Source organism: Mycobacterium sp. ITM-2016-00316 (assembly GCF_002968335.2).
Taxonomy (GTDB): Bacteria; Actinomycetota; Actinomycetes; order Mycobacteriales; family Mycobacteriaceae; genus Mycobacterium.
Genome location: NZ_CP134398.1, coordinates 808,575 through 831,931 on the forward strand (window position 1 = coordinate 808,575; position 23,357 = coordinate 831,931).

General features: G+C 68.1%; 22 protein-coding genes and 1 pseudogene. 18 read left to right on the forward strand and 5 right to left on the reverse strand.

The features are described 5' to 3' along the window. Nucleotides 1-19: 19 nt before the first annotated feature. On the forward strand, nucleotides 20-520 hold the full coding sequence (locus C6A86_RS03945) for a DUF3592 domain-containing protein (protein ID WP_105365616.1): 501 nt from the start codon (nucleotides 20-22) through the stop codon (nucleotides 518-520). On the opposite strand, the gene C6A86_RS03950 is transcribed toward C6A86_RS03945, so the two are convergent. After that, complete coding sequence (locus C6A86_RS03950) at nucleotides 478-1,140, reverse strand: thioredoxin domain-containing protein (protein WP_105365595.1); 663 nt, start codon at nucleotides 1,138-1,140, stop codon at nucleotides 478-480. The two genes, C6A86_RS03945 and C6A86_RS03950, sit on opposite strands and share 43 nt — an antisense overlap. A gap of 95 nt (nucleotides 1,141-1,235) precedes the next feature. On the opposite strand from C6A86_RS03950, the gene C6A86_RS03955 reads away from it, so the two are divergent. Both C6A86_RS03955 and C6A86_RS03960 read left to right on the forward strand, forming a co-directional pair. Further along, complete coding sequence (locus C6A86_RS03955) at nucleotides 1,236-2,363, forward strand: glycosyltransferase family 1 protein (RefSeq protein WP_105365615.1); 1,128 nt, start codon at nucleotides 1,236-1,238, stop codon at nucleotides 2,361-2,363. A gap of 57 nt (nucleotides 2,364-2,420) precedes the next feature. Then, nucleotides 2,421-4,145 carry an MFS transporter gene (locus C6A86_RS03960; RefSeq protein ID WP_311101032.1) on the forward strand — a complete coding sequence of 575 codons (1,725 nt, stop codon included), beginning with the start codon at nucleotides 2,421-2,423 and terminating at the stop codon, nucleotides 4,143-4,145. Here the strand turns inward: C6A86_RS03960 and C6A86_RS03965 are convergent. After that, nucleotides 4,069-4,830, reverse strand: a pseudogene (locus C6A86_RS03965) (SDR family oxidoreductase); the annotation flags it as partial. The gene C6A86_RS03960 and the pseudogene C6A86_RS03965 overlap by 77 nt on opposite strands. Nucleotides 4,831-4,924: 94 nt before the next feature. On the opposite strand from C6A86_RS03965, the gene C6A86_RS03970 reads away from it, so the two are divergent. From C6A86_RS03970 to C6A86_RS03980, 3 genes are read left to right on the forward strand one after another with little or no spacing between them, the layout of a single operon-like run. Next, entirely contained in the window at nucleotides 4,925-5,614 is a 690-nt protein-coding gene (locus tag C6A86_RS03970) for a demethylmenaquinone methyltransferase (RefSeq protein WP_105365592.1), read from the forward strand. Nucleotides 5,615-5,619: 5 nt separating this feature from the next. Beyond that, nucleotides 5,620-6,567 (forward strand): GTP-binding protein, encoded by a 948-nt coding sequence (locus C6A86_RS03975; RefSeq protein WP_105365591.1) that lies wholly within the window; start codon nucleotides 5,620-5,622, stop codon nucleotides 6,565-6,567. Nucleotides 6,568-6,625: 58 nt separating this feature from the next. Beyond that, nucleotides 6,626-6,907, forward strand: coding sequence for a pyrimidine/purine nucleoside phosphorylase (locus C6A86_RS03980; protein WP_105365614.1), 282 nt, complete (start codon nucleotides 6,626-6,628; stop codon nucleotides 6,905-6,907). Here the strand turns inward: C6A86_RS03980 and C6A86_RS03985 are convergent. Continuing rightward, on the reverse strand, nucleotides 6,904-7,806 hold the full coding sequence (locus C6A86_RS03985) for an oxygenase MpaB family protein (protein WP_105365590.1): 903 nt from the start codon (nucleotides 7,804-7,806) through the stop codon (nucleotides 6,904-6,906). The two genes, C6A86_RS03980 and C6A86_RS03985, sit on opposite strands and share 4 nt — an antisense overlap. A 255-nt stretch (nucleotides 7,807-8,061) precedes the next feature. On the opposite strand from C6A86_RS03985, the gene C6A86_RS03990 reads away from it, so the two are divergent. Beyond that, a complete protein-coding gene (locus tag C6A86_RS03990) occupies nucleotides 8,062-9,249 on the forward strand; it encodes a TetR/AcrR family transcriptional regulator (protein WP_199196381.1) in 1,188 nt (395 codons plus the stop codon). Nucleotides 9,250-9,254: 5 nt separating this feature from the next. Here the strand turns inward: C6A86_RS03990 and menJ are convergent, their stop codons facing one another. Further along, complete coding sequence (menJ, locus tag C6A86_RS03995) at nucleotides 9,255-10,469, reverse strand: menaquinone reductase (protein WP_233213198.1); 1,215 nt, start codon at nucleotides 10,467-10,469, stop codon at nucleotides 9,255-9,257. Nucleotides 10,470-10,525: 56 nt separating this feature from the next. Here menJ and grcC1 point away from each other — a divergent pair, with 56 nt between their 5' ends. The 3 genes from grcC1 (at nucleotide 10,526) to C6A86_RS04010 (ending at nucleotide 13,077) form a co-directional block, all read left to right on the forward strand. Beyond that, nucleotides 10,526-11,533 carry a nonaprenyl/(2E,6E)-farnesyl/geranylgeranyl diphosphat synthase gene (grcC1, locus tag C6A86_RS04000; RefSeq protein WP_199196376.1) on the forward strand — a complete coding sequence of 336 codons (1,008 nt, stop codon included), beginning with the start codon at nucleotides 10,526-10,528 and terminating at the stop codon, nucleotides 11,531-11,533. Nucleotides 11,534-11,593: 60 nt separating this feature from the next. Continuing rightward, a complete protein-coding gene (gene htpX, locus C6A86_RS04005) occupies nucleotides 11,594-12,469 on the forward strand; it encodes a zinc metalloprotease HtpX (RefSeq protein ID WP_105365586.1) in 876 nt (291 codons plus the stop codon). 71 nt (nucleotides 12,470-12,540) lie between these two features. After that, nucleotides 12,541-13,077 (forward strand): hypothetical protein, encoded by a 537-nt coding sequence (locus tag C6A86_RS04010; protein WP_105365585.1) that lies wholly within the window; start codon nucleotides 12,541-12,543, stop codon nucleotides 13,075-13,077. A gap of 9 nt (nucleotides 13,078-13,086) precedes the next feature. Here C6A86_RS04010 and C6A86_RS04015 read toward each other — a convergent pair whose 3' ends face one another. Continuing rightward, nucleotides 13,087-14,112, reverse strand: a complete 1,026-nt coding sequence (locus tag C6A86_RS04015; protein ID WP_105365584.1) for an NAD(P)H-dependent glycerol-3-phosphate dehydrogenase — start codon at nucleotides 14,110-14,112, stop codon at nucleotides 13,087-13,089. 355 nt (nucleotides 14,113-14,467) lie between these two features. Between C6A86_RS04015 and C6A86_RS04020 the strand changes: the two genes are divergently transcribed. The 8 genes from C6A86_RS04020 to C6A86_RS04055 are packed head-to-tail and all read left to right on the forward strand — an operon-like array spanning nucleotide 14,468 to nucleotide 23,349. Further along, complete coding sequence (locus tag C6A86_RS04020; RefSeq protein WP_233213194.1) at nucleotides 14,468-15,313, forward strand: ABC transporter permease; 846 nt, start codon at nucleotides 14,468-14,470, stop codon at nucleotides 15,311-15,313. 14 nt (nucleotides 15,314-15,327) lie between these two features. Beyond that, entirely contained in the window at nucleotides 15,328-16,155 is an 828-nt protein-coding gene (locus tag C6A86_RS04025; RefSeq protein WP_199196379.1) for an ABC transporter permease, read from the forward strand. Continuing rightward, complete coding sequence (locus tag C6A86_RS04030) at nucleotides 16,156-17,706, forward strand: MlaD family protein (protein ID WP_105365582.1); 1,551 nt, start codon at nucleotides 16,156-16,158, stop codon at nucleotides 17,704-17,706. Further along, nucleotides 17,703-18,758, forward strand: coding sequence for an MCE family protein (locus C6A86_RS04035; RefSeq protein WP_105365581.1), 1,056 nt, complete (start codon nucleotides 17,703-17,705; stop codon nucleotides 18,756-18,758). The genes C6A86_RS04030 and C6A86_RS04035 overlap by 4 nt, the downstream gene beginning before the upstream one ends. After that, entirely contained in the window at nucleotides 18,751-19,788 is a 1,038-nt protein-coding gene (locus C6A86_RS04040; RefSeq protein WP_105365580.1) for an MCE family protein, read from the forward strand. Before C6A86_RS04035 ends, C6A86_RS04040 begins: the two co-directional genes overlap by 8 nt. Next, nucleotides 19,785-20,903 (forward strand): MCE family protein, encoded by a 1,119-nt coding sequence (locus C6A86_RS04045; RefSeq protein ID WP_105365579.1) that lies wholly within the window; start codon nucleotides 19,785-19,787, stop codon nucleotides 20,901-20,903. Before C6A86_RS04040 ends, C6A86_RS04045 begins: the two co-directional genes overlap by 4 nt. Beyond that, a complete protein-coding gene (locus tag C6A86_RS04050; RefSeq protein ID WP_105365578.1) occupies nucleotides 20,900-22,102 on the forward strand; it encodes an MlaD family protein in 1,203 nt (400 codons plus the stop codon). The genes C6A86_RS04045 and C6A86_RS04050 overlap by 4 nt, the downstream gene beginning before the upstream one ends. Continuing rightward, nucleotides 22,099-23,349 carry an MlaD family protein gene (locus C6A86_RS04055; RefSeq protein ID WP_105365577.1) on the forward strand — a complete coding sequence of 417 codons (1,251 nt, stop codon included), beginning with the start codon at nucleotides 22,099-22,101 and terminating at the stop codon, nucleotides 23,347-23,349. The genes C6A86_RS04050 and C6A86_RS04055 overlap by 4 nt, the downstream gene beginning before the upstream one ends. The last annotated feature ends 8 nt before the right edge of the window (nucleotides 23,350-23,357 follow it).

Genomic DNA, 23,357 nt, shown 5'->3' on the forward strand with positions numbered 1-23,357 from the left:
GTGGCTGCGGGTCCCGCGAATGTTCGGAGACGGCACCGAGACCAGGCCGCAACGGGTCATCCGCCGGGTGCGGGTCGGCATCATCCTGGGGGCGTGCCTGGTGACGTTCCAGTCGGTGCTGCTGGTGCTCGGCGCCTGGGAGAACGACCGCCGGATCGAGGCCGATATGGGCGTGGCGGCCGCCGAGGTGCTCGACGCCGGCCCGCGGCGTTCGACCATCGAGTTCGTCACCCCGGACCGGGTCACCTACCGGCCGGAACTCGGTGTGCTCTATCCCTCGGAACTGGACACCGGGATGCGGATCTACGTGGAGTACGACCGCACGGATCCCGATCTGGTGCGGGTACAGCACCGCAACGCGGCGCTGGCCATCATCCCGGCCGGGTCGATCGCGGTACTGGGCTGGCTGATCGCCGGGTCGGCACTGCTGGTGGTGGCGGTGATCGCCCGGCGGATCGAGGACGAGGCCGGCGCAGATCAGGAAGACGCCATCAGCTTGGCCAGCCAGTCCTCGTCGTAGATGTCGACCTTCTCGTCGTTCACCAGGTCATACACCGTCGGTGTTCCGGTGTCGACCGGGTCCACCAGGTAGAGGAACTCGTAGTTCGTCTCGTCCATCTCGGCGGCGTCCACCGCGGCGTCACCGTCGGCGATGCGTTGCGCCAGTTCGTCGGGTATCCCGGCGGCGCGGGCCTTCTCGGCCAACTCGTCATCGGTCGGTCCCTTGCCGGACGGGTCCTGGTCGGCCCACAGTTCCTCGACGAACTTCTGGAATGCCACCGCGGGTGTGCGGCCGTCCTCGGCCGCCACGAACAGCGCGTTGCTGACCCGTTCGGAGTAGTGGTGGTCCGACATCTCCAGGAACGTCATCGGACGGTAGGTGACGGCCAGCCGACCGGCGGCGATGTGGCGCCGGATGGATTCCCCGGCATCGTGTTGCAGGTCCGCGCAGTGCGTGCACTGCGGTTCGGCGAAGATTTCGATCTGCACCGGCGCGTCGTCGAATCCGGCGTGAATGCCGAAGCCGTCCTCGCTCACCTGGGTCAACGGCTTGACGGGGTCGGACTGGGCGCTGCCTTGGATCTGGTTTGTGCAGCCCACCGCGGTCAGCAGCGTCAAACCGGTGAGCAAGGCCAACATTCGGTGCACGAGGCCACCGTACCGCTGGCGTGGTGTTCGCACGCCATATGCCCGCCCGCAACCGTGCTGTCAACCTGCGGTGCCACAGTCCTCACGTGCGCGTTGCAATCGTTGCCGAATCCTTCCTTCCGAACGTCAACGGCGTCACCAACTCGGTGCTCCGAGTGATCGAGCACCTCCGGCGCTCGGGTCACGAGGTTCTGGTCATCGCGCCGGACACCCCGCGCGGCCAGCCGCCCGCCGATCGCGTGCACGACGGGGTCCGGGTGCACCGGGTGCCCTCGCACATGTTCCCGAAGGTGACCTCGCTGCCGCTCGGGGTGCCCATGCCGCGGATCGTCGGCGTACTGCGTGGTTTCGATCCCGATGTGGTGCATCTGGCGTCGCCGGCGCTGCTCGGCTGGGGCGGTGTGCATGCGGCCCGGCACCTCGGTGTCCCTGCGGTGGCGGTCTTCCAGACCGATGTGGCGGGTTTCGCCGAGAGCTACGGCGTCGGCGTCCTGTCGCGGGTGTCCTGGGCATGGACCCGCCGGCTGCACAGCAAGGCCGACCGTACTCTGGCGCCGTCCACATCGGCAATGGAAAATCTTGCCGCCCATGGTGTTCCGCGTCTACACAAGTGGGGGCGCGGGGTCGATATCACCGGCTTCGTCCCGTCGGCGCGCGATGAGTCGCTGCGGGCCAGGTGGTCACCGGACGGCAAGCCGGTCATCGGTTTTGTCGGCAGGCTCGCCCCCGAGAAGCACGTGGAGCGGTTGGCCACCCTGGCCGCTCGCGATGACCTGCAGGTTGTGGTCGTCGGTGCCGGTGTCGACCGGATCAAGCTCGAATCCTTGATGCCCGCAGCAGTTTTCACCGGCGAGTTGCGCGGGCCGGAGCTGGCTGCGGCCTACGCCAGCATGGACGTCTTCGTGCACCCGGGCGAACACGAGACGTTCTGCCAGGCCGTCCAGGAGGCGATGGCCTCGGGTCTGCCGGTGATCGCCCCCGATGCCGGCGGACCGCGGGATCTGGTCACCCCGATGCACACCGGCCTGCTGCTGGGGGTCGGCGAGTTCGAGGCCCGGCTCTCGGGCGCCGTGGACCATCTGGTCGCCGAACGGGCCCGGTACTCGGCCGCCGCCCGGCGCAGCGTGCTCGCCCGCACCTGGCCCGCCGTCTGCGAGGAACTGCTCGGGCATTACGAATCGGTCATCGGTCAGCGACGCCGCAAGGCCGCCTAGCGAACCTGCGGGTCCGCCCCTCTACAGTGGTCGAAAACGCGGTGGTGGGGGGCAACGATGGCATCGGCACCGTCCACCTCCACCTGGGCGCCGCTGCGATCGCCGGTCTACCGAGCGCTGTGGATCGCGCAGCTGGTGTCCAACCTCGGCACCTGGATGCAGACCGTCGGCGCGCAGTGGATGCTGGTCGGCGACCCGCGCGCCGCGGTGCTGGTGCCGCTGGTGCAGACCGCGACCACGCTGCCGGTGATGCTGCTGGCGTTGCCGTCCGGCGTGCTGGCCGATCTCATCGACCGGCGCCGCCTGCTCATCGCCACCCAGGGTGCGATGGCCGCCGGGGTGGGTCTACTCGCGTCGTTGACCGGTGCGGGGCTGACGACGCCGGCGGTACTGCTGATGCTGCTGTTCATGATCGGTTGCGGGCAGGCGTTGGTGGCGCCGGCCTGGCAGGCCATCCAGCCTGATCTCGTTCCCGCTCAGCAGATTCCGGCGGCCGCGGCGCTGGGGAGCATGAGCATCAACCTGGCCCGGGCCATCGGGCCCGCGATCGCCGGGGTGCTGGTGTCGCTGTCCGGTCCGACCCTGGTCTTTGCGCTCAACGCCGTGTCGTTCGCCGGGATCGTCATCGTGCTCTTCTGCTGGCGCCCCGCCGTGGTGGAACGCAATGAACCGCCCGAGCGGGCCCTGGCGGCGCTCAGCGCGGGCGGGCGGTTCATCCGCAGCTCACCGATCGTGCGGCGAATCCTGCTGCGGGCGGCGCTGTTCGTCGCTCCCGCCAGCGCGCTGTGGGGGCTGCTGCCGGTGATCGCGAGCAGCCGCCTCGGGCTGTCGTCATCGGGCTACGGGGTGCTGCTGGGCGCCCTGGGTGCCGGCGCGGTGCTCGGTGCGTTCCTGTTGTCGCGGTTGCGGTCCCGGTTCGGCCAGAACGCGTTGCTCACCACCGCGGCGGCCGGTTTCGCGCTCACCACCGTGGTCCTGGCCCTGGTACCGAACTTCGTCGCGGTGTTGCTGGCACTGCTGGTGGGCGGCGCCTCCTGGCTGCTGTCGCTGTCCACGCTCAATGCCTCGATGCAGCTGAGTCTGCCGGGGTGGGTGCGCGCCCGCGGGCTGTCGGTGTACCAGCTGGTCTTCATGGGAGGGCAGGCGGTCGGCTCGCTGGTCTGGGGTGTGCTCGCCGCGGCCACCACCAGTGTCACGAGCCTGCTGATCAGCGCCGGCTTCCTGGTGGTGTGCGGACTGTCCTCGCTGTGGTGGCCGCTGCACGCCAGAACCGGTGACCTCGACCTGACGCCGTCCTCGCACTGGCCGGAGCCCAACCTGGTTTTCGATCCCGCCCCGCTGGACGGACCCGTGCTGGTGATCACCGCCTACCGCGTCACGCCGGAGGACGAGCAGAACTTCCTCGCCGCGATGGACGTGCTCGGCCGGTCCCGGCAGCGCACCGGGGCGTCGCAGTGGCGACTGTTCCGCAGTGTCGAACACGAGTCGACGTTCGTCGAGACGTTCATCGTGCGGTCCTGGGGCGAGCACATGCACCAGCACCACACCCGGCTCACCGGGCAGGACCTGCTCATCGAACAGGCCGTGGAGCGCTACACCGACGGTAGGCCGGTCTCCGAGCACTACCTCGCCGTGCGCGACCCCAGCCCTGGGCCTGCACCGACACCGGCTGCCACTCCCGCCAGGTCGCCAGCCGCTGTGCGTAATCGGCCTCGGCCAGCTGCAGCGGGATCTCGCCGAAGAACACCCGCAGCGGTGGCTGCTCGGCGTCGACGATCTTGAGCACCGCGGCGGCCGAGGCCTGCGGGTCACCGGACTTCGCGGTGCGCTTGGCGCGGGCCTCCTGCGCCTCCCTGTGCGCCTCGGCGTAGTCGGCCAACGGCTCGGCGTGCCTGGCCGAGGAGCCGGCCCAGTCGGTGTCGAAGCCACCCGGTTCTATCAGCGTGACATGGATGCCGAACCCGGCGACCTCCTGGGCCAGCGATTGCGAGAAGCCCTCCAGCGCCCACTTCGAGGCGTGGTAGATGCCGACGTTCTGGAACGCGGTGATCCCGCCGATGGAGGACACCTGGATGATGTGCCCGCTGCGCTGGGCCCGCAGGAACGGCAGCGCGGCCTGGGTCACCCAGAGCGCGCCGAACACGTTCGTCTCGATCTGGTCGCGGGCCTCGGCCTCGGAGAGTTCCTCGATGAAGCCGAACTGTCCGTATCCGGCGTTGTTGACCACGATGTCGAGCCGCCCGAAGTGCTCGTGGGCGGCCTTGACCGCGGCGAAGTCGGCCACCCGGTCGGTGACATCGAGCTGCAGCGGCAGGATCGCCTCGCCGTACGTGCTGACCAGGTCATCCAGCGACGACGTGTCCCGGGCGGTGGCGGCCACCCTGTCGCCGCGCTCCAGGGCCGCGATGGCCCATTCCCGGCCGAAGCCGCGCGATGTGCCGGTGATGAACCAGACCTTCTCAGCCATATCGTTCTCCTCTTTCTCCTCGTCTGAGGCTTACCAACGCCGGCGGGCAATCCCCATTCCCGGAACCCCGGGACTCACAGGTAGTTTTGATCCGATGAGCAGGGCGTCGCTGGAGAAGGACCCGCACGAGGTCGCGTCGATGTTCGACGCCGTGGCCCGCCGCTACGACATCACCAACACGGTGATGTCGCTGGGGCAGGACCGGTACTGGCGCCGTCAGACCCGCTCGGCGCTGGGCATCGGGCCGGGGGAGCGGGTGCTCGACCTGGCGGCCGGCACCGCGGTGTCGACGGTCGAACTGGCGAGCTCGGGTGCCTGGTGTGTGGCCGCGGACTTCTCGGTCGGCATGCTGGCCGCCGGCGCCTCCCGCAGCGTGCCGAAGGTGGCCGGGGATGCCACCAGGCTGCCGTTCGCCGATGGGGTGTTCGACGCGGTGACCATCAGCTTCGGTTTACGCAATGTCGTCGACCACGTGGCGGGGCTGCGCGAGATGGCCCGGGTGACGCGCCCCGGTGGGCGGTTGGTGGTGTGCGAGTTCTCCACGCCCACCAACGGACTGTTCGCCACCGCCTACAAGGAGTACCTGATGCAGGCGCTGCCCATGATGGCGCGTGCGGTGTCGAGCAACCCGGATGCCTATGTGTATCTGGCCGAGTCGATCCGGGCCTGGCCGACGCAGCCGCAGCTGGCCGACCGTATCCGCGACGCCGGCTGGGACGCCGTGCGCTGGCGCAATCTGACCGGTGGGATCGTCGCGCTGCACGCCGCCGTCAAACCGGGCTAGCCGCGGTGAGCGTCCCGGTCCTGGCCCTCGCCGGCTTCCTCGGCGCCGGTAAGACCACGCTGCTCAATCACCTGCTGCGCAACAGCCGCGGAGTGCGAATCGGGGCCCTGGTCAACGATTTCGGCGCGGTGAACATCGATGCGATGTTCGTCGCCGGGCAGGTCGACGCGATGGCCTCGCTGTCCAACGGGTGCATCTGCTGCGCGGTGGACGCGTCGGAGGCCGCCGAGATGCTGGGCCGGCTTGCCGCGGTGCGTCCCGCGTTGGACCTGATCGTGGTGGAGGCCAGCGGTATCGCCGAGCCGCCGGTGCTGGCACGCACCATCGCCACCGCCGGCGATGACCGGTTCCATTACGCCGGACTGGTGCTGGTGGTCGACGCCGCTCAGCCCGCCGAGCTGGGCCATGGGGTGCGGGTGGCCGATCTGGTGGTGCTGAACAAGGCCGCCGACGGTGACGCCGACGCGGTGGCGGCCGCGGTGCGCGCCGAGAACCCCCGAGTTCCGTTGGTGTGCACCGACTTCGCGCGGGTCGATCCCGCGCTGCTGATCGACGCTCCGGTGAAGCGCCGCGAGCGTCCGGCGCAGCTGTCGCTGGATGAACTGCTGCTCGAGGACGATCATCACCACGAGCACCCGGAGTACCAGAGCGTGGAGTTCAGTGCCGATACACCGCTGAACCCGCGCCGCTTTCTGGCTTTTTTGCAGGACCGTCCCGTCGGGCTTTACCGCGCAAAGGGTTTCGTGGATTTCGGGGACGGTGGCCGGTACTCCGTTCAGCTGGTGGGCAGCTCGCTGCGCTTCGAGAAGCGTGGTGCGGCCGGGCGGGGGACGACGCTGGTGCTGATCGGCACCGGTATCGATGTCGACGCGGTGTCGTCGGCGCTGCAGGACTGCACCCGCGAACCCGCCGATGAGAACGCGATGCTCGGCGTGCACAAGTATGTGGTGTAGCCAGGTGGTCCGGACCCCGGCAGACGAGGTGCCGGCACCCACTCGCTACTCTGCGGCCATGTTCACAGTCAACGAGTACTTCGGCGGCGATGTCGCGTCGATCGCCTTCGCGACCGCGCAAGGGCCGGCCACCGTCGGCGTCATGGCCGTCGGCGAGTTCGAGTTCGGGACCTCGCAGCTGGAGATCATGAGCGTGGTCTCCGGCGCGCTGACCGTGCGACTGCCCGGTGCCGACGGCTGGGAAACCTACGCGGCGGGAACGCAATTCACCGTCCCCGCGGACAGCAGGTTCAGTGTGCGCGCGGACGTCGAGACGGCCTACCTGTGCGAGTACCGCTAGATCAGCGCCTTCTTGCCGCGGATCCGGCGCCGGACATCGCCCATCAGCAGCTGACTGGCGCCCTGACGGATGAATCGCGGCAGAAACCGGTTGACGAACGAGACGAACACGAACAGGTTCTCGAAGCGTCGTCGGTCGGTGTCCGAGAAATGCAGGCCCATGGCATCGCGGAACACCGGCGCCAGTGACCCGATGGTCAGGAACTTGAGCAGCGGTCCGAACGTCACCCGCAGCGGCCACCGGATCATTTTCAGATCGACCAGCGCCATCAGGTAGTCGCGGATGTGATCGTCCATCACCACCCGTTCGCAGGCGGTGTTCCAGTAGACGTCGAAATCGGCCCGGGTCGCCGGCCACTGGTCCGCCGTGACCTGCAGCGTGGTGCCCAGCGGCTGCGCGGTCCGGTAGAACTGCTCGGCCTGCTCCTCGGTCATCACTCCGTGCAACAGTTCGAAGGTGTCCTCGAACCCGACGAACAGACAGGCCGCCACCCACATCTGCAGTTCGCGGTTGAAGGCGTTGTAGCGCACCGGGCTGGCTTCGGTGGAGAGCACCTGGCGATGCGCGCCGTTGACCGCCTCCCGATAGGCGGCGCGTTCCTCCGCGGTGCCCAGGATGGCGACGGCGAGATACTGGGTCGTGGTGCGGGCCCGTTTCCAGGGATGCTCCATCAGACTGCCGGATTTCACCCGGCTCTCGGCCACCCCATAGCCGACCTCCGGCCAGGACAGCTGCATGACGACGTTGGCGGCGGCGCCGGCGAAGGACCAGAAGTCCAGGGCGTCCGCGATGGCGACGTCGCCGCGGTGCCACCGCGGGGTTCGCTGTTCGATGGTGATGCGGGTGTCGGCGTTGGTGAGCCGCGGGGGCGACCCGAAATCGAGGTAGCGCGCAGGCATCGGACCTCCCCTCCCCGGAGCAGCAACGTCGATCGCTGGACCGTTGTAGGGAGCCTGGCACATGGATTGACGTTCGCGCAAGGCTTTATGTGAATGGCTATTCTCCACTGCGACGCTACGGATACCAGTGAAATATGCGGCTGTGGATGGCGGATTGCCATCGAGCATGAAGAGGCATTCCCAGGACCTGTAGGTACCTGCCGAATGCGTTACCGTGAGGGTATGTCTCCGGCCGGTCCTCCCGCGCAAGCTCCTGTGCGGCGCCGGCCACGCGATCGCAAGGCCCAGATCGTCAAGGCCTCCGCCGAGGCCTTCAGTGAGCTCGGCTACCACGCAGTCAGCATGGAGGAGATCGCCTCACGGGTCGGCATCTCGGCCGCGGCGTTGTACCGGCATTCGCCCAACAAGTACGGGCTGTTCCGGGACGCCGTCTTCGGCCTGGGCCAGCAACTGGTGGACAGCACCGATATCGCCGACCCGGAACGCGATCCGGCGATTCTGCTGGCCGGCCTCGTCGAGGCCATCGTGGAGACCGCGATTGCCAACCGCAGCTCCGGCGGGCTGTACCGCTGGGAGGGGCGCTATCTCAACGCGGACGACCAGGCCGTCCTGGCCGGTCAGATCGAGCTGGTGAACCGCCGGCTGCAGGAACCGCTGATCCGGCTGCGGCCGGAGCTGACCTCGCGCGAACGCTGGACCTTGTCCTCGGCCGCGCTGAGTGTGATCGGCAGCGTCACCGATCACCGGAACTCACTGCCCGTCGGCGAGGTACGGCTACTGCTGGCCGGCCTGGCCGCGGCCGTGCTGGCGGCCACCCTGCCCGCCCCGTTCGAATCGCCCGAATCGAATCCGTTGGCGCCCAGCGGTTCCGGCGCCGGCGGCAAGTACGAGATGCTGTTGCACGAATCCCTGCTGTTGTTCCACAAGAAGGGATTCCGCGAGACCAGCATGGAGGACATCGCCGCGGCGGTGGGTATCCAGGCATCCGGTATCTACCGGTACTTCCCGGGTAAGGCCGACCTGCTGGTCGCGTCCTATCGGCGCAGCGCCGACCGGGTGTCCGCGGATGTGTCGAGCGTCCTTGCCGCGGAATCGGATCCGGAGCAGGCGCTGGCCCGCCTGATCGATCTTTACGTGGCCCGATCGTTCCGGGAACCCGAGATCGCCTACGTGTACTACGCCGAACGCGGCAATGTGCCCGAGGCCGACCGGGCGCCGATCCGCAATATCCAGCGCGCGACGGTGGACGAGTGGGCGCGGCTGCTCGCCGCCGCGCGACCCGAGTTCAGCCACGCGCAGGCCAAGTTCGCCGTGCACGCCGCCTTCGGTCTGGTGGTCGACCTCGGTCGGCTGGTGCAGTACCAGGACACCGAGCATTCCCGTGCCTGCGTCAAGCTGTTGATGGAGATGACGCTGTTGGGGCGCGAACCGCAGCTCGTCTGAGGTTCTCAGCTGAAGGGTTTGCGTTCGTCGAACCTGCGCGACGCCAAGCCGGCAGATCGCCACACCCGGGCGATCCAGTCCTCGTCCTCTTCGGTGACCAGATTGCCCATCATCCGGACCGCCACCTTCATCAGGAAGTGCGAGCGCATCGCGATCGGGCCCACCGCGGGCAGGAACCTCGGCAGCGTGAGCAGCAGTGCCAGGCGCCGTGCCGCGGAGAACCCGCGCGCGTAGTGCTCGCTCAGCACCGCGGGCCACGCCGTGGTCAGATCGCCGGTCCCCAGCAGCTGCGCGGCCAGCCGTCCGGTCTCCAGGCCGTAGTCGATGCCCTCGCCGTTGAGTGGATTGACGCACGCCGCGGCGTCGCCGATCAGCATCCAGTTCGGACCGGCCACCCCGGATACCGCGCCGCCCATCGGCAACAGGGCGGACAACCCGGCCCGGGCCTCGCCCTCGAAACCCCACTCCTCGCGGCGCAGATCGCAGTAGTAGGACATCAGCGGCCGCAGTGCCGCCTCCGACGGGCGCTTCGCGGTGGCCAGCGCACCCACACCGACGTTCACCTCACCGTTGCCCAACGGGAAGATCCAGCCGTAGCCGGGGAGCACCTTGCCCTCCGGGGAGCGCAATTCCAGGTGCGAGGTGATCCAGGGTTCGTCGGCGCGCGGCGTCGCGATGTATCCGCGCACTGCCACGCCGTAGACCGTCTCCTGATGCCAGGCGCGGCCGAGAACGCGCCCCAGCGTGGAGCGGGCGCCGTCGGCCACGATCAGCTCGCCGACACCGATCACGGACCCGTCGTCCAGTATCAGTTCCGAGACCCGACCTGACGAACCATGGCTCACATCAACGACTTTGGCGCCGAGCATCATCTTGGCGCCCTCGTCGGCGGCGACCATGCGAATCCGGTCGTCGAGCTCGGTGCGCGGCACCGCGCTGCTGGTGGCGGGGAAGGACGGGCCGGGCCACGGGATCTCCACGTCGGCACCGAACCCGGACATCCGCAGGCCGTGATGGCTGATCCGGCCGTCCAGCCAGTCGGCGAGGCCGAGGCGCTGCAGCTCCGAGACCGCGCGCGGGGTCAATCCGTCACCGCAGGCCTTGTCCCTGGGAAACTGCGCGGAGTCGATGACGAGCACGTCGCGACCGGCCCGGGCCGCCCACGCGGCGGCCGACGAACCGGCGGGCCCGGCCCCTACGACAACCACATCGGCCTTGATCAAGTCGCTCCGCTCCTGCCCGCTGTATCCCCGACACCTCACAGTATGTTGGACGCATGAGGACACCGGCGAGCGTGGTGGCGGGGGTGGACTTCGGGGATCCCGAATTCGCCGCGCAGGTGCGCGACGGAGTGGCGCGCGTCGAAGATCTGATGGCCACCGAGCTGGGCAAGGCAGATGAGCTGATGGCCGAGGCCGTCCAGCATCTGTTCCAGGCCGGCGGCAAGCGGTTCCGGCCGCTGTTCACCGTGTTGTCGGGGTCGCTGGGGCCACGCCCCGAGGACGACGACGTCACCATTGCCGGCGCCGTGATCGAGCTGGTGCATCTGGCCACGCTCTATCACGACGATGTGATGGACGAGGCTCAGGTGCGCCGTGGTGCGGACAGCGCCAACGCGCGCTGGGGCAACAACATCGCGATCCTGGCCGGCGATTACCTGTTCGCGACCGCGTCGCGGCTGGTGTCGCGGCTCGGCCCGGACGCCGTGCGGGTGATTGCGGACACATTCGCCCAGCTGGTGACGGGCCAGATGCGCGAGACGCGCGGCGCCGCCGGCGGTACCGACGAGATCGAGCACTACCTCAAGGTGGTCTACGAGAAGACGGCCTGCCTGATCTCCGCCTCGGGCCGTTTCGGTGCCACCTTCTCCGGTGCCGGCGAGGAGCAGATCGAGCGGCTGTCCCGCCTCGGCGGCATCGTCGGGACGGCGTTTCAGATCTCCGACGACATCATCGACATCGACAGCGATCCCGACGAGTCCGGCAAGGTCCCGGGCACTGACCTGCGCGAAGGCGTGCACACCCTGCCGGTGCTGTACGCGCTGCGCGAGTCGGGTCCCGACGCCGAGCGACTGCGGGTGCTGCTGGCCCAGCCGATCGAGGACGACGCCGAGGTCGCCGAGGCGCTGACCCTGCTGCGCCGGTCCCCGGGCATGGCTCGGGCCAAGGAGACGGTGCGCGAATACGCGGTGCGGGCGCGTGAGGAGCTGGACAATCTGCCCGAGGGTCCCGGCCGGGCCGCGCTGGCCACCCTGGTGGACTACACCGTCAACCGGCACGGGTAGCCGGAACCTACGGGGGTCGATCGGCGTTAGATCAGCGAAGACTTCGTAGGAGGAACTCTGATGACCTGGCATCCTCATGCCAACCGGATGAAGACCTTCGTGCTGCTCGTCAGCATGTCTGCGCTGATCGTTTTCATCGGTTCGCTGTTCGGGAACCCGTCGATCCTGTGGCTGTCGGTGCTGTTCGCCGTCGGCATGAACGCATACGTCTACTTCAACAGCGACAAGATGGCGCTGCGGGCGATGCACGCCCAGCCCGTCACCGAGATGCAGGCGCCGGCGATGTACCGGATCGTCCGCGAGCTCGCGACCACCGCCCGCCAACCCATGCCGCGGCTGTACATCAGCGACACCGCCGCGCCCAACGCGTTCGCCACCGGCCGGAACCCGCGCAATGCCGCGGTGTGCTGCACCACCGGCATCCTGCAGATCCTCGACGAGCGGGAACTGCGCGCGGTGCTGGGCCACGAACTGTCCCATGTGTACAACCGCGACATCCTGATCTCCTGTGTGGCGGGTGCGCTGGCTTCGGTCATCACCGCGCTGGCCAATATCGCCATGTTCGCCTCGATGTTCGGTGGAAATCGCGATGGTGGTACGAATCCCTTTGCGCTGCTGCTCGTTTCGCTGCTCGGACCGATCGCGGCCACCGTGGTCAAGCTGGCGGTGTCGCGCTCGCGGGAGTACCAGGCCGACCAGTCCGGTGCCGAGTTGACCGGGGATCCGCTGGCGCTGGCCAGCGCGCTGCGCAAGATCGCCTACGGCGTGCAGGCCGCGCCGCTGCCGCCCGAGCCGCAACTGGCCGACCAGGCGCACCTGATGATCGCCAACCCGTTCCGGGCGGGGGAGAAGATCGGCAAGCTGTTCTCCACCCACCCGCCCATCGAGGACCGCATCGCGCGTCTGGAGGCGATGGCCGGTCGCGGACCCGTGTGATTGCGGAGCGGCTACGTACGTGTTTCGTACGCGAGCGCGCCGAAATCACGGAGGTTGGCTAGGGTGTCGCCATGCGTATGCGAGGTCTGCTCTTCGTCACGGCGGCGGCTGCCGCCTTGAGCGCCCCGGCGATCGCGGGTGCCGAACCTGCGCCGCCGCCCCCACCGCCGCCGGGCCCGAACATCAACGCCTGGGAACTGGTGAAGCCCTCCGCCTACGCCGTCAACGACGGCACCATGTACGCCTTCACCGTGCCCGGCGACATCACCTGCGTGATGAGCCGCGGCACCGGTGGCTACGGCTGCAGTGGGCCGTTCCCGGCCGCCCCCAACGGCGCCAACGTGGTGTCCGGCGGTCAGGTGGGAGCCCCCGGTTTCGCGAACGCCGCCAACGCGATCTACGTCGGGGATCAGCCGGCCCAGCCGCTGCCCGCCAACTCGCGCATCGGTTTCCAGAATGTCAGCTGTGGCACCGACGGCGTGGTGACCGCGTGCCAGAACTCGTTCGACCAGTCCGGGTTCGTGATCAGCCCGGCGGGCAGCTACATCCTCAATCCGAGCAACCCGCTGCTGGACCGTCCCGAGGGCACCAATCCCTACTTCAACTGACGCAGGGCGCTAGAACCCCGCGCCGTGCACCTCGTGGCCGGGCTTTTCCAGCATCAGTCCGCGGTAGGCGTCCTCGACGGTGCAGCCGTGGTTGATCACCCCGTCGACCTCGCGGGCGATCGGCATCGGAATCCCGTACTGCTCGGAGAAATCCATGATCACCGATGAGGCCTTCACGCCCTCGGCGACCTGGTTCATCGCCGCGATGATCTCCTCGACGGTCTTCCCGGACCCGAGCTGTTCGCCGACGTGACGGTTGCGACTGCGCTGTGAGGTACAGGTGACGATCAGGTCGCCCATCCCGGCCAGGCCGCCGAAGGTGTCGCGATGCCCGCCCATGGCCACGCCCAGCTTGGACATCTCGGACACCGCGCGGGCCATCACCATGGCGCGGGTGTTCTCCCCGATGCCCAGCGAGTAGCCCATCCCGACGGCGATCGCGTACACGTTCTTCAGCGCTCCGGCCATCTCGACGCCCACCACATCATCGGAGGTGTAGGTGCGAAAGCGCCTGGTGCGGAACAGGTCTGCCAGGTTGGCGGCCAGATGCTGGTCGGGCATGGCCAGCACGGCGGCGGCGGCGTAGCCCTCGGCGACCTCGCGGGCGATGTTCGGCCCGGCCAGGATTCCGGCGGGATGCCCGGGCAGCACCTCGTCGACGATCTGACTCATCCGCAGGTTGGTGCCCTGCTCCAGGCCCTTCACCAAAGAGACCACCGGAACCCACGGCCGCAGCTCCCGGGCGAGTTCCTCGAGCACACCGCGGAACCCGTGCGACGGAACGCCCATCACGATCACGTCGGCACTCTGTGCGGCCTCGCAGAAATCGGTGGTGGCCCGCAGGCCATCCGGCAGCGCCACCTCGTCGCCGAGATAGCGCGAGTTGCGGTGGTTGTCGTTGATGTCCTTGGCGGTGTCCTCGGATCGCACCCACTGCAGGGTCGGCGTGCGCCGTGCGCAGATGGTGGCCACGGTGGTGCCCCAGGACCCTCCGCCCAGGACGACGACGTTCGGTTCGCGTTGTGCAGGTGCCATCGGGTCAGCGTATTGCCGCGATCGTGCCGGTGACCGCAAGTTGCTGAACTGGCTCGGATACGCGCGGGTGTGTCGGTGCGCGCGGCGTCCCGCCCCGAAGAACTGCCTGCTCGGAATAAGTTAATGTGCCGTCCGCGATAGCGGCGAGGCATGAGATGTGTGGATCGGCTACCCCGGTGCAGCTTGGGCCTATGAAGGTTACCCGTTCGGTGCCGGTGTTACGCTGCACGCGCCAAATATGTGAATGAGAATTCTCAAAACGTAGACATCGATGGAACCGCACCGATACCGTGCCAAGCATTGCGAGTGAACGGGCCCGGGGGTGGTCGCGGCTCGCTACCGGGAGGGAAGCGCTTTGCCCATTCAGCGCGCGACCGACGGGCTCGCGGCCATCGAGCAGTGGACCGACGGTTACGTCCGGCGCCATCCGGTGGCGTCGCTGCGCACCGTCGGTGACCAGTTCGTGCTCGGCGTGCGCACCCTGCAGCATCTGTTCGTCGACCTGTTCACCGGGAAGTTCCAGTGGCAGGAGTTCATCCGGCAGGGCGCGTTCATGGCCGGCACCGCGGTGATTCCCACCGTGCTGGTGGCGCTGCCCATCGGGGTCACCCTCTCCATCCAGTTCGCGCTGCTGGCCGGGCAGGTCGGCGCCACGTCGCTGGCCGGCGCGGCCAGCGGTCTGGCCGTCATCCGCCAGGCCGCGTCGCTGACCGCGGCCGTGCTGATGGCCGCGGCGGTGGGGTCGGCGATCACCGCCGACCTCGGCTCGCGAACCATGCGCGAGGAAACCGATGCGATGGAAGTCATGGGAGTCTCGGTGATCCGGCGACTGGTGGTGCCGCGCTTCGCCGCCGCCGTCATGATCGGTGTCGCGCTCACCGGCGTCGTGTGTTTCGTCGGCTTCCTGGCCAGCTTCCTGTTCAACGTGTACTTCCAGAACGGCGCCCCGGGCAGCTTCGTGGCGACCTTCGCCTCGTTCGCCACCACCGGTGACATGGTCATCGCGCTGGTCAAGGCGGTGATCTTCGGCGCCATCGTCGCCATCGTCTCGTGTCAGAAGGGGTTGTCCACGGCGGGCGGGCCGACAGGTGTGGCCAACTCGGTGAACGCGGCGGTGGTCGAATCGATCCTGCTGCTCATGGTGGTCAACGTGGCTGTCAGCCAGCTCTACATCATGCTGTTCCCGAGGGTCGGGCTGTGACGGCCTCGACCTTCATGGGGCCGTGGGCCAGAGGTCTGCGACGAAGCACCGTTCCGGTGATCCGCATCGGGCACATGCTGGTGTTCTTCGTGCGGGCGGTGGCCGGCGTCCCGGTGGCGCTGCGGCACTACCGTGGCGAGTTCGTCCGGCTGCTCTCCGACATCGCTTGGGGCAACGGGTCTCTGGTGGTCGGTGGCGGCACCGCCGGGGTGGCGGTGGTGCTGGGCGTCACCGTCGGGGCGCTGGTGGGCATCGAGGGCTACAACTTCCTGGACCTGCTGGGGCTGGGCCCGGCGACCGGCATCATCTCCTCGTTGGTGAACACCCGCGAGCTGGCACCGATCGCCGCCTCGCTGGCGTTCGCGACGCAGGCCGGCTGCCGCTTCACCGCGCAATTGGGTTCGATGCGCATCGCCGAAGAAGTGGACGCGTTGGACGCCCTGGCGATCCGCCCGATCCCCTACCTGGTGACCACCCGACTGATGGCCTCGGTCATCGCGGTGATCCCGCTCTACGTCGTGGTGCTGGCGGTCAGCTATCTGACCACCCAGGTGGTGGTCTTTATGATCAGCGGCGGATCGACCGGCTCCTATCTGCACTACTTCAGCCTGATGCTCTCCGGTCAGGACATTCTCTACTCGGTGCTCAAGACCGTCATCTTCGTGTGGATCGCCTCAACAGTGCAGTGCTACTACGGTTTCTACGCCTCGGGTGGTCCGGTCGGTGTGGGCGTCGCCGCGGGCCACGCCATGCGGGCCAGTATCACCGTGGTGATCATCGTCAACATGCTGCTCACCATGGCCCTGTGGACGGTCGATTCCGGCGCCAGGTTCGGTGGGTAGATGCCGAATTCGATAGAGACCGACGGACGCGGGCTCTCCGACCGCCAGCTGCTCGCCACCGGTGTCGCGATTCTGCTTGTGGCGGGGATGGTTTCGGCAGCTCTACTGGTCAAGGCGACCGGCCGGCTGGACGCCCGGGTGCCGGTGGTGGCCGCCCTGATCAATGTCGGTGACGGCCTGCCGCAACGTTCCGACGTGAAGTACCACGGGGTGCTCGTCGGCATGGTCGACGACGTCACGCCGGCGGCCAACGGCGACCCGAACTTCGTACGGATCGACCTCAAACCCGAATACGCGGCCTCGATCCCCGCCACGGTGACCGCGCGGGTGGTGCCCAGCAACGTGTTCGCGGTCTCCTCGGTGCAGCTTGTCGACCGCGGCCCCGGACCGGCGATCGCCGCGGGCGCGCAGATCCCCGAAGACACCGAGCTGCCGACGGTGCTGTTCCAGACCACCATCAGCAAGCTGCGCGACATCCTGGCCGCCACCGGCCGCGGGCGCGAGGACAAGACCATCGGCGTGCTGGCCGCCATCAACGCAGCCACCGAGCACCGGCGTACCGAATTGCTGGGCAGCGGAGCACAATTGAACCGGTTGGTGGACCAGCTGGATGCCATCGTGGCGACCGAGCCGGGACCCTCCACGGTGTCGGCGCTCATCGACGCGGCCACGGGGCTGCAGAGCACGGCACCCGAATTGGTCGACGCGCTGCACGTCGCGGTGGCACCGATGCGGACCCTGGTGGAGCAGCGGGCGCAGCTCACGTCGCTGGTCAACGGCGGGCTCAACACCATGGGCACCACGCACACGGCGCTGAGCAATCACACCGACCGACTGGTGCAGATCACCTCCGATCTCACCCCGGTGCTCGGCCAGCTCGCGGACACCTCCCATCACTGGGTGCCTGCCTTCGTCAAGCTGAATCAGCTGTCGGACAAGTTCTTCGATCACGTGTGGATCTCCGATCTGGACACCGGCAACATGCGGGTGAACCTGTCCTTCACGCCATCGCACACCTATACCCGCGCCGACTGCCCGCAGTACGCCGGGCTCAAGGGGCCCAGCTGTTTCACCGCGCCTCTGGTGCCGACCCGTCCCGAGTTGCCGGATGTCCTGCTGCCGCAGAACTATCAGCCGCCCGCCGATCTCCTGCCGCCGGCCGGGACGGTGCCGGGAGCCAATGGCAACCTCGTAGCGGTCGGGCCGCCGCTCGTCGTGCCGAACCCCAGCCTCGCCGATCCGAATCCGCCACTGCCGCCATGGATGGCACCCGCTGCACCGGTGCCCGGCACCGCCAACCCGGCGCTGGTGCCGACCCCACCGCCGCCGGTGCCGCTGTCACCCCTGGCGCCGGTCGCGCCCCGTCCGGGGCCGCCGCTCGCGGCCGAGGCCGCACCCGCGTCATTCGGGGGCAACGTGGGGCCGGTCGGTAGCCCGCAGGAACGCGACGTGCTGAGCGCGGCAATCGGTCAACCCGCGAGCCCGGCGACTCAACTGCTGCTGGGTCCGGTCGCCCGCGGCACCACCGTGTCAGGAGGGGGAGCCCGGTGACCTATCGCGGACCGATGATCGGCCTGTCTCTGTTCATGGCCGTGGCCATCACGTTGACGTGGTTGGTCTATGTCACGCTGCGTCGCGACGTCGCCGGCGACACCGTCGGCTACACCGCGGTGATCTCCGACGTGTTCGGGTTGCGCGAGGGTGACGACGTCCGGATGGCGGGCGTGCGGGTCGGGCGGGTCGAGAAGATCGAGCTGCAGGGCGATGTGGCGAAGGTGTCGTTCGTGGTGCAGAGCGATCAGCAACTGCTCGGCACCACCGTCGCGTCGGTCACCTACCAGAACATCGTCGGTCAGCGCTATCTCGGTCTGTCGCTCGGTGATATCGGCGAGCCGCAGGCGTTGCCGCCGGGCAGTGAGATCCCGCTGGAGCGTACTGACCCGTCCTTCGATGTCGGGGCGCTGCTCAACGGGTACGAGCCATTGTTCAGTGCGCTCAACCCGACCGACGCCGACAACCTCACCAAAGGTGTCATCGAATCCCTGCAGGGCGACCGTGCCTCGGTCGTCAGCCTCGTCGATGAGACTGCGCGACTGACCGATTCGTTCGCCGGTCGCGACCAACAGCTCGGGCAGGTGATCACCGACCTCAACGTCGTGGTGAACAATCTCGCCCAGCACAACGACAGCCTGGACGAGGTCATCACCCAGACCCGGGGCGTGGTGTCCACCTTCGATGCGCGCCGCCCCGAGCTCGTCGAGTCGATGGGATCCATCACCGCTGTGGTGCGTCAGCTGTCCACCATCGCCGACGAGGTGTACCCCTCGCTGAACGAGTTGGTTGTCCGCGAGCCGGGCTTCGCCCAGCATCTGGTGAGCATCGAACCGCAGCTCGCCTTCACCGGCGCCAATCTTCCGTTGCTGCTCAAGGGGTTTGCGCGGATCACCAACGAGGGCGCCTACGCCAACAGCTACGCGTGCGACCTGAACGCCACCGGCTTCTTTCCGGGTCTCAACGACGTGACACCGATCATCGTCGACGCGGCGACCCCCGGCGAGGGGGCCCACTACACACCGAGGTGCAGGAACATGGCCAATGGCTGACGGACAGAGATGGTGGCGGCGGCCGCTGCTCAGCTGGGACCGCACCTGGCTGGGCGTGACCGCCATCGCCGTGGTCACCGTGCTGATCGGGGCGATGTTGGCGGTGAAGGTCGCCGATATCGGGTACCGCAGCTACACCGCGCGCTTCCTGCAGGCCGCGGCCCTCAAGACCGGCAACCCGGTCACGGTGGCGGGTATCCCGGTCGGCGAGGTGACCGCCATGAAGCTGGCCGGCGATCATGTCGAGGCGCGGCTGAAGGTACGCAACGATGTCTCCCTGGGGCAGGACTCCCGGGCGATCATCAAGGTCACCACCATCCTCGGCTCCAGGTACCTGGCGCTGCAGCCGGCGGGGCCGGGATCGCTGCCGGACAACACCTTCGACCTCGATCGGACCGAGGTTCCCTATGACCTGCAGGAGGCGCTGGCCGATGTCACCACCACCTACGAACAGGTGGACACTGACCAATTCGCCCGGACTCTGGGCATTCTCGGCGAGCAGATGCAAGGTCTGCCCGAGGTGGTGCCCCAGGCGCTGACCAACACCCACACCCTGTCGACGATCATCGCCGACCGCCGCGACCAACTGGGTTCGCTGCTCAAGACCACCGAGCAGGTCAGCACCACGCTGCGGCGCCAGCAGAGCGCGATCGGAGCGCTGGTCACGCAGGGCAACGATCTGGTCGGCGAGTTCGTCGCCCGGCGTGCGTCGTTCCGCGCGCTGATGGCCTCGCTGACGAATCTGGTGGAAACCCTGAGCGGCATCGTCATCGATGACCGACCGGAACTGGAGAACCTGCTCGTCAACCTCCGCGAACTGTCCGACATGCTGGGCCGGCACGACGATCTGCTGCGCAGCACCCTGCAGGCCGGCCCGGTGGCGCTGCGCGGACTGACCAATGCCACCGGCACCGGCAACGCCGTGGACCTCAATGTGGCCAACGGGCTGCTGATCGACTCGTGGATGTGCGCGATCAGCGGCCGGGCCGAACAGTTCGGGATGATCGAGTACTTCCAGGACTGCAAATGAGACGGCCATCGGTCACGGTCCTCGCGGTCGGCGCGGCGGCGGTGATCGCAGCGGCGGTGGCCGTCGGCGTCGGCTGGTCCTACGTCCGCGACCAGGTCGACACCATCCGCGTCACCGCTCAGTTCGACAGCGCGGCCGGTCTCTACGAGGGCAATGTCGTTGCCGTGCTGGGCATGCCGGTCGGCAAGGTCGAGACGATCACTGCCAAGGGCGGCTATGTCGAGGTCGAGTTCAGCGTGGACAAGGACGTCGCGGTACCCGCCGACGTGCAGGCCGTCACCATCTCGAACTCCATCCTGACCGACCGGCAGATCGAGCTGACCCCGCCCTACCGGGGTGGTCCGACCCTGCGCAACCACGACACCATCGGCCTGAACCGCACCAAGACGCCGGTCGAATTCGCCCGCGTGCTCGATGTCCTGGACAAGCTGTCGGCGTCGCTGCACGGTGACGGCGCAGGCAACGGGCCGGTCGCCGATCTGGTCAACGCGTCGGCCGCGATCGCCGACGGCAACGGTCAGCAGATGAAGGATGCGCTCGGTGAGCTGTCGAACGCGTTGCGGCTCAGCGCCGATCGCGGCAGCCTGACCCGTGATCAATTGACCACCAGCATCCGCAACCTGAGTTCGTTGTTCGAGGCGACCGCCCGCAACGACGCGACCCTGCGGGAGTTCGGCACGTCGGTGAACCAGCTCAGCCAGATCCTGGCCGATGAGCAGTTCGGCACCGGCGCCACCGGTAGGAAGCTCAACGATGTCATCACCCAGGTCGGTGAGGTGCTGGCCACTCATCGCGATGCGGTCAAGCAGATCATCCTCAACGGCAACACCGCGGTGACCACCACCGTGGACCATCGGCGCGATCTTGCCGAGTTCCTCGATCTGACGCCCATGACCCTGGACAACCTGTACAACATCGTCGATCAGCGAAACGGCTCGGCACGAGTGCACGTCCTGGTGGACAAGGTGCTGTTCGACTCCCAGACCGTCAAAGAGATGTGCAACATGATGGGCCTGCGCCAATTGGGTTGCAGCACCGGCACGATGCAGGACTTCGGCCCGGATTTCGGGCTGTCCTACATGCTCGACGGTATGGCCGCGATGGGGCAGAAGTGAGCGCGCGGCTGCAAAGGTCCGTTCTGCCGCTGGCTGTCACCGCCTGCCTGACCGTCGCCGGCTGCGCGACGGAAGGGTTGGCCAGCCTGCCGCTGCCGGCGCCCGGGGTGGGGTCGGGCGGCTACGAGCTGACTGCCGTGTTCGGCAATGCGCTCAATCTGCCCGCCAACGCGAAGGTGAAGCTCGCCGGCGCCGATATCGGGCAGGTGGAGTCGATGGTGGCCCGCAACTACACCGCCGTCACCACCCTGCGCATTCTCGACGGTGTGCAACTATCGCAGGGCAGCACCGCCGAATTACGTTCTGCGACACCGCTTGGCGATGTGTTCGTCGCGATCAAGCCGCCCACGCCCACGCCCGCGGCGCCCAGCGCCGTGCTGCTGCGCGACGGTGACACCATCGGTCTGGATTCCACGACCGCGGCCGCGACGGTGGAGTCGCTGCTGAGTGCGGCGGCGGTCATGGTCAACGGTGGTGCGGTGCGCAACCTCACCAACATCATCAACGGCGCGGGCAAGGCGACCGGTGATCAGGGGCAGGCCTTCGGCGATCTGATCGCCAAGACCACCCGCACGCTGGGCACGCTGAACGCCCGCTCCGATCAGATCTCCACGGCGCTGACCGAGACCTCGGGGTTGCTGGGTGCGATCGAGGCCAAGAACGACATCATCGGTGAACTGATGGACGCAGCGGGCCCGGCCACCGAGACGCTGGCCGCGCACACCACCCAGATCACCGATCTCGTCCAGCTGATCGGTGACACGTCGGTGCAGCTGCAGAGGTTCCCGTCGATCGCAGGCACCGATACCAGCGGGCGCAGCGCCATCGCCGATATCAACAGCGTGGCGGGCGCATGGAACGATGTCGCACTGGCGCCCGATGCCAGCCTGTACGCGCTGAATCGGCTGATGCCGGCCCTGGTCAAAGCCACTGCCAGCAACGCGATCTCGACGAGAGCGAGCATCGACCGGCTGGTGCTGGGTTCGATCCCGGATATCGGGTTCGCCGGTGATCCGGGGCTGCACGGTCCCAAACGCTACAACTGGCACCAACTGGTCGGCTCCCTGCAGTACACCCTGCTGCGGTTGCAGGAACGCGTCGTCGGGCGCGGGCCGGGGGTTGCGCAGGTTCCGGTGATCCCGAGTCCGACCGAGCCGGGTCAGATCATCCCCGCGCCCGCCCCGGAAGCCCCCCGATGATCGCCGGTCTGGCCGACGTCCTGGTCGGCGCGGTGCGCGCCGGTCACCGCAAACGGGCGTGGCTGTCGGCGGGGGCCTTGATGATGACGTTCATCGTCGCCACCGGCTATCTGCTGATCGGCGCGCTGCAGGTCAATCCGTTCGACTCGGACTACCGCGTCACCGTGCGCCTCCCCGAATCGGCGGGGCTGCTGCCCAACCAGGACGTCACGCTGCGCGGAGTGCCGGTGGGCAAGGTCGAGCGCCTCGACATCACCGCGGCCGGTGTGGACGCGGTCATCACGGTGAAATCGTCGGTGCCCATCCCGATGTCGAGCGATGTGCGGGTGTCCGGGCTGTCGCCGGCCGGTGAGCAGTACATCGACTTCGTGGCCTCCGCCAACGACGGGCCGTTCCTGGGCGACGGCAGCGTCGTCGAGCAGGGGCGCGCGACGGTACCGGTGAGTCTGGCCGATCTGCTGGCACACGCCGACGGCGCGCTGGCCCAGGTGGATACGGGAAAGCTGGATATCATCCGGCGTGAGCTGAGCCTCAGCGAGCACGGCCCGCAGAAGCTCGCCGACATCATCGACGGCGGAACGTTCCTGCTGTCCACCCTGGATTCGGTGCTCCCGGAGACTACCAGCCTGCTGCGGACCAGCCAGTCGGTGTTCACCCTGGCCGCCGACAAGAATGCCGGAATCGAGGTGGCGGCAGACCATCTTGCGACCACCCTCGACGGTGTCAGCCGGATGCGGGAGGGCTACCGTCGGCTGACCGATCAGGCGCCGGGCGCGCTCACCGATATCGACAACCTGTTCGCCGACAACTCCGACACCATGGTGCAGCTTCTCGGCAACCTCACCACCACCACGCGACTGCTGTACCTACGGGTTCCCGCGCTCAACGCCTTGTTCCCGAGCCACCGCACCTCGGTACTGGACGCGCTTGGCAGCGTCATGCACGACAACGGGTTGTGGGCGACCGGCGACATCTACCCGCGGTACGCCTGCGATTACGGAACGCCGCGTCGGCCACCGTCCTCGGCGGACTACCCCGAGCCCTACATGTACACATACTGCCGCGATGACCATCCCGGCGTTCTGGTGCGGGGGGCCAAGAACGCACCACGCCCCGCCGGGGACGACACCGCCGGCCCGCCGCCCGGTGCGGACCTCGGCCGCACGACGGACCCGACGCCCAAGGGCCGGTTCACCATTCCCACGCCGTACGGCGGCCCGGTACTGCCGATCGAACCGCCCCGCTGAGATAGGAG